A 10,346-nucleotide genomic window follows, 5' to 3' on the forward strand; every position below is an offset into this window, starting at 1 on the left:
CATCATCGCCAAGATGGTCTTGGGGCTGTAATCTCTTCCCGACTTTATCGGACAATGGCCAGAGCTTACGCTCTGGCCTTTTTGTTTGCGCCGGGGAAAAACAATGCGCGCCGCGCCGTAGGGTGCGGTCCGACAGGACTGCACCAACTTGGTCGCCTTCGTTTTGGATTTAGCTTTTTCGACTTAGACAGCCTTTGCCACAGGCTCTGCCTAGGCAAAGGCTTCGTTCAAGTTTCAGCGCGCAACATGGGGTGTCAAGGGATGAAATCGGCTTCGCCGACGCGCGTAGCGCCCCCCTTGTCTCCCCAGCTTGCGCAAAAACAATTGTCAGGTGGCTACAAGGCAAGCGAAGTGCGACCTGAAGCCGTTATAGGCGATCTGGCTAAGGGGCCCAACGCCAGCGTTCTCAAGAATTGCTTGACCATGGTACATTCCATTGATGAAATGCAACTAGCAGTGAGGAGTCCATTGCTCTGACGCGGATCAATTATCAATCCAATTTTGCGGGTTGCTTTTCAGTAGGACTTAAAGAGTGGCAAATTGTTTTCGTTCCAATTGCGGCATGTTTGCCTCTCTTTTCCTAGCACTTGCGTCTGCTTCTTGTTCAGCCGAAAGCCGTGAATCACACCATGGCAAGACGCTAATATTTGATGGCACCATAACAGAAGAAAACGTCAGCAACGCAATCAATGTTATAAATGGACCCGACAAAATATCGCGAATAAAAATCCGCAGTGGTGGTGGATGGCCAGAACCAGGCGCAAAACTTGCCGCGGTAATCCAAGCTCGAAACATTGCGGTTGAAGTCGATGATTTTTGCTTGTCGGCATGTATGCCGTTCGTATTCCTTGCTAGCCAGTCCCGAACTGTCGAGAATGGAGCGTTACTGGGTTTCCATTATGCAGATTCCTATGACGTTGCCTATCTTTCCCCCCGATTTGGTCTCGAAAGTCTCACGATTCAAAGTCGAGCGGACAAGGCAATACGGGATGTGTACAAGTCCGCGGGCATATCCGATGATATGTTAATTCACCAAGGGGTTATGCTTGACCCATTGTGCTGGAGTGAAATGCGTAAAAACAAAGACTTGAAGAGTGTCGTTTATAAATATGGCGTTTGGCTTCCAACTTCGGAGAACCTGCGTTCATGGAACATTGAATTCTCAGGCTCACTTATGGCAGATTCTTTGCCTGAAGGTGCACAAGACGAAGGCGGACTTAGCTTAATCAGCGCGAAAATGGGAAGCATCAAACCAAACGATTTACCACCTATGATCGTCGGGGGCCCAAATAGGTTTGAAACCAAGCCTAAACTTAAGGAATTGGACCACTGCAGCAAGGGTGCTGTGGATATAATAAGACATTGAAAAAAATAATTTAAATCTGCTTTCTGCTGATTTTTCTGGAAGCCAATTGTGCTTCTTTGTTTTCGAAATTGGGAAAAAATGGCTAGTAGAAAGTCAAAGCGCTCTCTGCGTCTCTGTCAGGCCTTTGGAATATTCTGCATAGGTGCAGCAATTTGTGGGGAAACACCTCGTGACCATCTTCCGCCCCGCCGTCATTGAATCCCAGCGCCGCCGTGTCTAAGACAGTGTGACGCTGCATCAGACTGCGCGCAAAGAGACGGTCACTGGGTGGATCGCGCCATAGGCGCGCCTACGGCGTATCGACAAAGTCGTTTTTGCCCATTGCTCCCGGCTTGCGCAGAAAAAAGTGTCAGACGGTCTATAAGCCGGGTTTTGTCCAAGGGTTTGATCCCTCTGTGCGACCATTCATCTGGGACCTTGCTCGCGCAAGGCCTCTTGCGACCTACCCGGACACGCCAACCCACAAACGAGCCGTGACAAGCTAAGCTTGCCACATGGTGTCCCTATTCGGTCTTGCTCCTGGTGGGGCTTGCCATGCCTCCTTCCTTACGGTCGGAGCGGTGGGCTCTTACCCCACCGTTTCACCCTTACCTGTCTGATCCAAGGACCGGACAGGCGGTCTATTCTCTGTGGCGCTATCCCTGAAGCCCTGCCCGAATGCAGCGCCCCGGCGGGCCTTACCCGCCACCATGTTTGCGTGGAGCCCGGACTTTCCTCCCTTGCGCCTTTTCAAGCCTTGCAAGAGCGGCCGCCCGACCGTCTGACGCCGCACTCATGCGGCAAAGCTAGGCAGGGCGCAAGATGGCAGCCACACGGCCGACGAGGGAGACAGTTTCCACATCGATGAAGCCATCGACTTTGCTAGGCCGGAAGCGGCGCTGGAAGGCGCGTAAGGTCGCGCGGGTCTCAGTATCCAAAATGCCATTGACGGTAACGCCATAGCCAATGGTGCCAAGCCCAGTTTGAACAGCCGCAATGCCCCGGTCCATCATGCCGTCGACATCAAACAAATTGCGCTGATCGCCATCTTCCAAGGCAGGCTCTGGCCAGATGGACAGGCCTGCTTCCGCAAAGCGCTTCCAAGGAAATTTCTCGCCAGGGTCAGATTTGCGCATCGGGGCAAGGTCGGAATGTCCGATAACATGTTGGCGGTCCAACCCGTGGCGGCTGACAATATCGGCGACCAGAGCCATGACGCGTTCAATCTGGACTTCTGGAAAGTCCGGCAGGCCGAAATCATCACCGCCATTGGCGATCTCAATCCCGATCGAGGCTGAGTTCATATCCGACTCGCCATCCCAAAAGCCACGACCGGCATGCCAAGCCCGTTTGGACTCATCGATAAGCTGGAAAATGCGGCCATCCTCATAAACCAGATAATGGCTCGACACCCGGCTCATGGGGGAGGGAACCAGCGTCTTGGGCGCGGGCGTGCCATCGGGCAACAGCGGGTTGGTCGGGATATCGTTTAAGTAAGCGGTGCGCATCGGCGCGGGATCTGACAGCACTCGCAAAGCCGCATCGGCACTTTGCATGCCGGTATAATGCAGCACCACGAAGCGGATAGGTCGCTTGCGCTCATCGAAGTTTGGCGAGGGGGATTGGATGATTTCAAGCGGCATCATTTTTCGGGTCCGGCTTTGGCGCGGCTGGCGGGTAGAAATAGGATTACCAAACATCGGACAGTCTCAGCCTGTTTTGGCCTGCGCCACCGCGTCGCTGGGCAAGCTTTTGTTTTCTCGAGCTGCTACTAAGAACACACCCGCCAATGTGAGGCCACCCCCAATAATCAGCTTCAGCGTGATCGGCTCATGCAAGACCAGCACTCCGGTTGCAACGGCGATCACAGGTGTCATCAGGGTCAAGGGGGCCAGCAAGGTAATGTCGTATTTTTTGACGAGTTGATAATAGGCCGAATGTCCAAAGATGGACACGACGACAATCGAAAACACGATCCCGGCCCAAACATGCCATTCGGACTTTAGAAGCGATGGGATTTGATTGGTCTCCAAAACAAAAGAGAGGCCAAAAAGCGGTATGATCGACAAAAGGCCGACCCAGGCTTGCAAATTGAGAGCAGGAATGGGGTCCAAGCGCTTCATCAGGATTGAGCCAGTGGCCCCGACAAAGGCCGAGGCAGCGACATAGACCAGACCGATCTCAAAGCTGAATTTGCCGGGTTGATAGAGAATTGCGATCACGCCAGCAAAAGCCAAAGTCATGCCGAGCGTTCGCCGCCAGCGCACTTTTTCATTCAAGAACAGGATCGACAAGATGGTGACGATGGGAAGCCCAAGCTGGCCCACGATGGCGACTGCGCTGGCAGGTGCTGCTTGGAGGCCTAAGAAGAGCAGGGCGAAATGAACGCCGCCGATACACATGGCAATGGCAAAGACGAGGCCGAATTGTTTCGGGAAGGGTCGCAAGAATGGCGACAAGAGAATGGCTAGCCCCAAGAAGCGAATGCCTGCCAGAAAAATCGGGGGAATATCGGCCACCAGCCAGCGCGTCAACGGCAGGTTTAAGCCCCACGCGACACAGCAAGCAAACAATAAAAGGAAATCGGCTGGACGCATGCATGTCTCGTTTCACAGTCAGCAATTTGAGGTCAATGGTTTGCTACACAGGCGTGTGTCAAAACACCCGCGCACGGCAGGTTTGCGCGCGTGCTGGACACGCGACTCAAAGTGATGATGAAAAATGCGTGTTAGCGGCCCGAAGGATCCACGCTCCAGCCCCGACCCGTCCGGCGCGCTTCCAAGGTCACAACGGCGCGTGTCTCGGGTGGGCGGAAGTTTGCGAGCACGGCACCTGCAAAGCCAATCACAAGACCAGCAATTGCCATAGCCATCACGCCAAAGAACAACGCTGAAACGATCAGTAAGCCGGAAACCAAAGCGATGGTGCTTTGAAACATAGCCAGGGCGGTGTGAGAGAATGAACGCATGTGTGAGAGATTGGCACTGAAAAGCTTAACGTCAAGTGTTTGTACCCAGTTTTATGATCCCACTGGTGCGTTTTGATACGCTCTTGCGGATTCGGAGTGCGCACGGCCGGACTCTCGGGCGTTTCCGGTGCCAACTTTCTGCTTTCTGCTCAACTTAATCTGGGCATAAGCGGCATTAATCGCCGCCGTCTTTTCATGTGCGGCCCTGATAAACTCCACAGGCGCGCCGCGCGCGATGAACTTATCGGGATGATTCTCTGCGACACAGCGTGTCCAAGCTTTGCGAATATCCTCGTCGCTGGCCTGAATAGACACCGACAACATGGTATAAGGGTCTGGCGCGCGATCTGGAAAATAGGGGGCTGAGAGCCGAGCAAACTCAGTCTCCGTAAAGCCAAACAGCTCTGCCACGCGCGTGAGATAGGTCAATTCGCCGTCGGTGATCGCGCCATCGGCTGCGGCGACCGAAAACAAGACGTCCAATACATCCTCAAGCAGGCACGGCTTGGCGACATAGCGTTTGCCAATTCGCCGTGCATAGCCCTCATAGCCATGCACCGTCTCCTGCGCCAAAGCGAACAGCTTATCGAACATCGGACGCTCGTCCGGTGATATTGGAAAGGCTGCCCGAAAGGCTGCCGCTTCATCTAACGTAGACTTGCCATCAGCCCGCGCCATCTTGGCAGCAAGAGCAACAACAGCGGCGGCAAATTCCATGTCACCCGGATCTGGCGAACATGGATCAGCGGGGCCCACGTCTGGGGCAGCGTGGTGGAAGGCGTTGCCTGCGAGATCTAAGAGTCGTTTCCAAAGTGACATGAAGTATCCTTAGCACGCCGTTGGACTTTCGCACGACCCCTCGACTAAAATTTTTCCTCTGCAATTAACCATATGGGGCTAGAAATGCCTGTTTTTCGGTATTACTATACAGTTCTGGAAAGGAGGAAAAACCGTATGAACAAATACTTGGATGTCGAATGGATCGCTGTACAGGCTGGTGTACCCGTCAGTTTCTTGCTCACTATTCCAGTATTTTTTGTGATTGTTTTGACTCTGGCGTCCAAGATGGGAACAAAAGAGCCAGAAAACTATCGAGTAGGACGCCGTTTAGAGGCTAAAAGCAGCAACACTTGGATAGCCCCTGTCGGTCTTTGTGTCTTGGTTGTGGTGGCAATTTCTAGCTATGGGCGTTATTTTCTGCCGCACTAATGCAGTCGTTCGTGTCAATGATTTATTGAGCTTAAATACTAACCTTACATTTGCACATTTTAGCTAAAATGGTCTATCCTCGAGGAGGTGACCTTGTTTTACGACCTGATCTATACGTTTAAACAAATGGTTTCCATGGTTCACGTGGCGGCCCTCAGCTGTCCTGCCGGCCTCATTATTGCGCTTCACTATATGTCGGAGCGTAAGCCCAAATTGTACAAAATCGACTATGATCCTGTGATGCGCAGGAAGTACCAAACAGAAGAGCAACCCTCCAGCGGGTTTGCTAGTTTCATGACCTGTGTGGGGCTAGCCATTGCCGCGATCAGCTTTGCCTATCTTGGTTGGCCCAGCGAAACCCGCCAACAGGCTCAAGCGGGTTGGCAAATCATCCAAAGCATGACTGGCAAGCTTTAGGTCGTCACCGGGGCATCGCGCAGGCGTCCAGCGCTGGAGCCCAAACTGCTAACATCACTAGACGTGTGTGAATTTCGCACGATATAGCCAGCAGGCATCAAATTTGTGCGATTTTTGCGCAATGCTGGAGGTGAGCTGATGGACGTCGTCTGGTTTCGCAATCGCATGAAGGAAGTTGGGGCCACCCAAGAAGATATTGGCGCGGCCATTGGGCGTGATCGCTCGGCAGCCAGCCGCTTGTTATCAGGTGCCCTTGAATTCAAGGCGGCCCATGCTGGCCCTTTGGCTTTAGTGCTCAAGACAACACCGAGCGAGATTTTGATGCGGGCAGGGGTCGACATTGGTGTGGCCTCGGCAGGCCGCACGCCCCCGCCTCATGCGCGCGTCGAAGCCGCCATTGAGGCCTTTGCAGCTGGCGAGATCATTGTGGTGACCGATGATGATGATCGCGAGAATGAGGGTGATCTCATTGTTGCGGCGAGCCTTTGCACGCCCGAGAAGATGGCGTTCATTGTGCGCCATACGTCCGGCATTGTCTGCGCACCTCTGACGCGTGAGATCGCACGGAAGCTGCGCTTGGACCCCATGGTCGCTAATAATGATGCGCCTCTGTCGACGGCTTTTACCGTCTCGGTCGATGTCCGCCATGGCACCACGACGGGTATCTCGGCAGAAGATCGCACCAATACGTGTCGGGCACTCGCCAATCCCAATATTGGTGCGGCCGACTTTGTGCGCCCCGGTCACGTGTTCCCGCTCGTTGCCCGCGATGGTGGCGTCCTTGTGCGGACTGGCCACACAGAAGCGACCGTTGACCTTTGCCGTATGGCGGGCTTGCCAGAAGTTGGTGTCATTTGCGAGATGATGAATGACGACGGGACCGTCATGCGCGGTCCCCAAGTAGCAGCCTTTGCCGCGACCCATAATCTGAAGCACGTCTCGATTGCCGAAATGATCGCCTATCGCCAGTCGCGTGAGAAGCTGGTTGAGCGGGTGTCGAGCTTTACGGTCGAAACCGAAAATGGGCCGGTGCAAGGCTTTGCTTATTCAACGCCGTTTGATCCGGTGCATCACCTTGCTTTCGTTGTCGGCAAGATTGGCGCTGGCGAAGACGTTCCCACGCGCTTGCACCGCGCCGATGTGGTCAAGGATGTGTTTGGCGGTGCGCCTGCCATCAAAGCGGCGATGGAAACCTTCCGTAACGAGGGCCGAGGTGTGCTGGTTTATCTGCGCGATGGTACGGTCGGTGTGCCATTCCAACAGCACCAGGAAACCGAATCTGAAACCCGTCGTCTGCAGACTTGGCGCGAAGTCGGGGTCGGCGCACAAATCCTGCGCGACTTGGGCGTCCACTCGATCAAATTGCTGACCCGCTCGACCCACAAATTTGCGGGCCTTAGCGGCTTCGGCATTGAGATTTCAGACGTCGATAGCCGGTAGAAAAAGCGTGGGCGCGGCTTAGGCGCCCACAGCTTCAGGCTTTTCCTGTGCGATGCGCTGGGCGTTGACATAGTCAATCTTGCCTGTGCCCAATAGTGGCACTTCTTTGATCTTCATGATCTTTTTTGGCAGTGCCAATTCCGCCGCGCCATTGGCTTTGTACCAGGCCAAGAGGTCAGAACGCTCCGCAATGTCGCAGTCGGTCAGCAGGATAATCTGCTCACCCTTTTTCGGGTCATTGACCGCAACCGCGACGTGGAGATTGTCCGGCCAGCAACTGGTGGCGTAATTCTCCACTGCCGTCAGCGACACCATTTCGCCGCCAATTTTGGCAAAGCGCTTCACGCGGCCCTTAATCGTCAAGAAGCCATCCTTGTCGATGGCAACCACATCGCCTGTGTCATGCCAACCGCCGGGCAAAGGCTGGATTTCGCCCGGTGCATCGACGCGCACATAGCCACGCATCAGATTGGGGCCACGGACATAGAGCCTTCCGCCGCCATCAATGCCGGGGATGCTTTCTAGCTTCCACTCAATACCGGGAACGAGGCGCCCACAGGTGCCGGGGCGATTATTATGATCTGGCGTATTAACCGCAATAATTGGCGAAGCCTCGGTCGCGCCATAGCCTTCCACGATGGGCACATTGAAGCGCGACAACATCATTTGGCGAGTCTCTTCTTTCACCCGCTCCGCGCCGCAGACGATAAAGCGCAGGCTGTTCAGATCACCTTCGTCAGCCTGGCGGGCATATTGGTTCACAAAGGTGTCGGTACCAAACAGGATGGTCGCTTGGGTCTCGCGCACCATTTTGACGATATTCTTGGCTTGAAGCGGTGAGGGGAACAACACGCACTTCATGCCCTGCAGAAGTGGCAAGAAGGTCCCGCCCGTCAGACCAAAGCAATGGAAGATGGGCAGCGGGTTGAAGACGATGTCTTCTGGGTTCAAATCGACATGGCCAGCCACTTGTTCGACATTGGCAACCAGATTGGCATGGCTCAGCGCGACGCCCTTTGGAATACCTTCGGTGCCTGAGGTAAACAGCATCACGGCAGTCGAATCAGGATCGGTTTTGACCCGCGCTAAGAAAGGTGCCGTCGCATCGAGCAGGCCGCGCGCCTTGTCGAGACCTGTCAGGCTCTCGCGCACGTCTTCCAGATAGACAATCTTATAATCTTTCTGAAGATCTTCGACGAGGCCGTTCAAATTGGCCTGCTCCACGAAGCGCTTCGCGGTCAGAATGGTGCGGACTTGGCCGGCACTACAGGCGGCGCGGATGTTTTTCACCCCCGCCGTAAAGTTCAACATCGCCGGGGTGCGGCCAAAGGCCATCAAACCAAACAAAGCGACCATACCGCCAGCCGAATTGGCGATCAAAACGCCGACATTCTCGCCGGGCTCGGTCAAACCGGCTAGTTTTCGGCCTAAAACGAACGAGCCCAAAACCAGTCGATCATAAGTTAAAGGCGCACGGTCGGCATCTTCTAGGATTTCTTTTTTGCCACCAAACCGACCCCGGGCTTCTACCAAGGCATCAAAAACAGTGCGCCGCGTACGGGCAACATCATAAGGGCGAACAGGCATGATGGGGTCCTAGAATGCGTTTCCAAGTTTACCGGCTTGGGGCGTTTCATCGCCCTGTTTTTGACCGCCGGCTTCCGCGCGAAGCTAACGAGATCACACGAGATTGCAATTTGTTTCAGCAATAGCGCGCCGTTTTTCGCTCAATTTGCCGTGTTCAACGGCTGCTTTGGGCAAGCCATGTCCGCAAAAATCAGTGCTGCTCTTGAGATTCAGGCAATACCCATGTCAGAAGGGTAACATGAAAACTGTGCGTTATTTCTGGGCCTCTTTGATCGCTGTTTTGTGTGCGGTTGTGGCCTCCCAACCTCTTCTGGCGCAAGCTGTTCAGCAAACCAAAGGCGACTTCCAAGATAAGTTTCGCCAGCTTGACCCAGAAGATGCGCCTACGCCCAATGATTATCGCGCCGCGTCGGGTGCACCCGGCCACAAATATTGGCAGCAAAAGGTCGATTATAAGATCAATGTCAGCCTGAATGAGGCCACCAAGACCCTGAGCGGCACCGCCGATATCACCTATACCAACAATTCGCCCGACACCTTGACCTATCTCTGGCTGATGTTGGATCAGAATGACGTCAAGAAGAATTCGATCGCCGAAATGACGCAGACGACCGACGAAGCCGGTCGGATCAGCTTCAATCAAGTCCGCCGCGCCCAAGCGATCCGCGACACTGAAGGTGGCTTTACCATCACCAAAGTGACCAATCCTTCCGGTGCGGGCCTCGTCTTTGATGTGGTTGACACGCTGTTGCGCGTTGATTTGGCAGAACCCTTAAAGCCCGGCCAAAGTGTCGCCTTTAAAGTGGACTGGACCCTGCCCATGCGCGATTCCCGCCTCATCGGCGGTCGTAATGGCTATGAGTGCTTCACCAAGTCCGATCAGGACGGCAATTGCATCTTCCTCGCCGCCCAATGGTTCCCACGTGCGGCCGTCTATTCTGATTATGAAGGCTGGCATAACAAGAGCTTCTTGGGTCGGGGTGAATTCACCCTCGAATTTGGCGATTATGAAGTCGCCATCACAGTGCCCGCCGACTTTGCCATTTCTTCGACAGGCGACTTGGTCAATCCAAGTGAAATCCTCTCGCCTGCCCAGCAAGAGCGTATGGCCAAAGCGCGCGCCAGCTATCGCGACCCCGTCTATATCGTAACGCCGCAAGAAGCAGCAGCAGCGGAAAAAGCCAAAGCAACCACCACCAAGACGTGGCGCTTTAAGGCGCAAAATGTGCGTGACTTTGCGTGGGCAGGCTCGCGCAAATTCATCTGGGACGCGATGGCCGTAAAACAGCCAGGTGCCAGTGATGTCATGGCCATGAGCTTCTTCCCGAAGGAAGGCGATCCCTTATGGTCGGCCTATTCGACCAAGAGCATTGCGCACAC

General features: G+C 54.4%; 10 protein-coding genes, 1 other RNA gene and 1 pseudogene. 6 read left to right on the plus strand and 6 right to left on the minus strand.

Annotated features, from left to right (window positions below):
* Positions 1 to 477 (plus strand): hypothetical protein (locus ACOVRA_RS03735; protein WP_421719123.1); only part of this gene is annotated, 477 nt, incomplete at its 5' end.
* A gap of 85 nt (positions 478 to 562) precedes the next feature.
* Positions 563 to 1,366 carry a hypothetical protein gene (locus tag ACOVRA_RS03740; RefSeq protein ID WP_421719124.1) on the plus strand — a complete coding sequence of 268 codons (804 nt, stop codon included), beginning with the start codon at positions 563 to 565 and terminating at the stop codon, positions 1,364 to 1,366.
* Positions 1,367 to 1,711: 345 nt separating this feature from the next.
* Here ACOVRA_RS03740 and rnpB read toward each other — a convergent pair.
* From rnpB to ACOVRA_RS03765, 5 genes are all read right to left on the minus strand, one after another.
* An RNA gene (gene rnpB, locus ACOVRA_RS03745) (RNase P RNA component class A) lies at positions 1,712 to 2,130 on the minus strand.
* Positions 2,131 to 2,151: 21 nt separating this feature from the next.
* Positions 2,152 to 3,045, minus strand: a complete 894-nt coding sequence (locus ACOVRA_RS03750; protein ID WP_421719125.1) for an N-acetylmuramoyl-L-alanine amidase — start codon at positions 3,043 to 3,045, stop codon at positions 2,152 to 2,154.
* 9 nt (positions 3,046 to 3,054) lie between these two features.
* Positions 3,055 to 3,942 carry a DMT family transporter gene (locus ACOVRA_RS03755; protein ID WP_421719126.1) on the minus strand — a complete coding sequence of 296 codons (888 nt, stop codon included), beginning with the start codon at positions 3,940 to 3,942 and terminating at the stop codon, positions 3,055 to 3,057.
* Positions 3,943 to 4,073: 131 nt separating this feature from the next.
* Positions 4,074 to 4,283, minus strand: a complete 210-nt coding sequence (locus ACOVRA_RS03760; protein ID WP_298228980.1) for a hypothetical protein — start codon at positions 4,281 to 4,283, stop codon at positions 4,074 to 4,076.
* 81 nt (positions 4,284 to 4,364) lie between these two features.
* A complete protein-coding gene (locus ACOVRA_RS03765; protein WP_421719127.1) occupies positions 4,365 to 5,132 on the minus strand; it encodes a TerB family tellurite resistance protein in 768 nt (255 codons plus the stop codon).
* A gap of 135 nt (positions 5,133 to 5,267) precedes the next feature.
* Between ACOVRA_RS03765 and ACOVRA_RS03770 the strand changes: the two genes are divergently transcribed.
* From ACOVRA_RS03770 to ribB, 3 genes are all read left to right on the plus strand, one after another.
* Positions 5,268 to 5,522 carry a hypothetical protein gene (locus tag ACOVRA_RS03770; RefSeq protein WP_421719128.1) on the plus strand — a complete coding sequence of 85 codons (255 nt, stop codon included), beginning with the start codon at positions 5,268 to 5,270 and terminating at the stop codon, positions 5,520 to 5,522.
* Between the two features lie 93 nt (positions 5,523 to 5,615).
* Positions 5,616 to 5,939, plus strand: coding sequence for a hypothetical protein (locus ACOVRA_RS03775; RefSeq protein ID WP_421719129.1), 324 nt, complete (start codon positions 5,616 to 5,618; stop codon positions 5,937 to 5,939).
* Between the two features lie 138 nt (positions 5,940 to 6,077).
* Positions 6,078 to 7,379 carry a 3,4-dihydroxy-2-butanone-4-phosphate synthase gene (gene ribB / locus ACOVRA_RS03780; RefSeq protein ID WP_421719130.1) on the plus strand — a complete coding sequence of 434 codons (1,302 nt, stop codon included), beginning with the start codon at positions 6,078 to 6,080 and terminating at the stop codon, positions 7,377 to 7,379.
* Positions 7,380 to 7,397: 18 nt separating this feature from the next.
* Here the strand turns inward: ribB and ACOVRA_RS03785 are convergent, their stop codons facing one another.
* Complete coding sequence (locus tag ACOVRA_RS03785) at positions 7,398 to 8,966, minus strand: AMP-binding protein (RefSeq protein ID WP_421719131.1); 1,569 nt, start codon at positions 8,964 to 8,966, stop codon at positions 7,398 to 7,400.
* A gap of 238 nt (positions 8,967 to 9,204) precedes the next feature.
* Here ACOVRA_RS03785 and ACOVRA_RS03790 point away from each other — a divergent pair.
* A pseudogene (locus tag ACOVRA_RS03790) lies at positions 9,205 to 10,346 on the plus strand (aminopeptidase); the annotation flags it as partial.

It is taken from the genome of Aquidulcibacter sp. (genome assembly GCF_049239865.1).
Classification (GTDB): domain Bacteria; phylum Pseudomonadota; class Alphaproteobacteria; order Caulobacterales; family Aquidulcibacteraceae; genus Aquidulcibacter.

Excerpts from the sequence above, each read along its gene's own strand:
- ACOVRA_RS03740 (WP_421719124.1), top strand. The coding sequence starts at position 563 with ATGTTTGCCTCTCTTTTCCTAGCACTTGCGTCTGCTTCTTGTTCAGCC.
- ACOVRA_RS03750 (WP_421719125.1), bottom strand. The coding sequence starts at position 3,045 with ATGTTTGGTAATCCTATTTCTACCCGCCAGCCGCGCCAAAGCCGGACC.
- ACOVRA_RS03755 (WP_421719126.1), bottom strand. The coding sequence starts at position 3,942 with ATGCGTCCAGCCGATTTCCTTTTATTGTTTGCTTGCTGTGTCGCGTGG.
- ACOVRA_RS03760 (WP_298228980.1), bottom strand. The coding sequence starts at position 4,283 with ATGTTTCAAAGCACCATCGCTTTGGTTTCCGGCTTACTGATCGTTTCA.
- ACOVRA_RS03765 (WP_421719127.1), bottom strand. The coding sequence starts at position 5,132 with ATGTCACTTTGGAAACGACTCTTAGATCTCGCAGGCAACGCCTTCCAC.
- ACOVRA_RS03770 (WP_421719128.1), top strand. The coding sequence starts at position 5,268 with ATGAACAAATACTTGGATGTCGAATGGATCGCTGTACAGGCTGGTGTA.
- ribB (WP_421719130.1), top strand. The coding sequence starts at position 6,078 with ATGGACGTCGTCTGGTTTCGCAATCGCATGAAGGAAGTTGGGGCCACC.
- ACOVRA_RS03785 (WP_421719131.1), bottom strand. The coding sequence starts at position 8,966 with ATGCCTGTTCGCCCTTATGATGTTGCCCGTACGCGGCGCACTGTTTTT.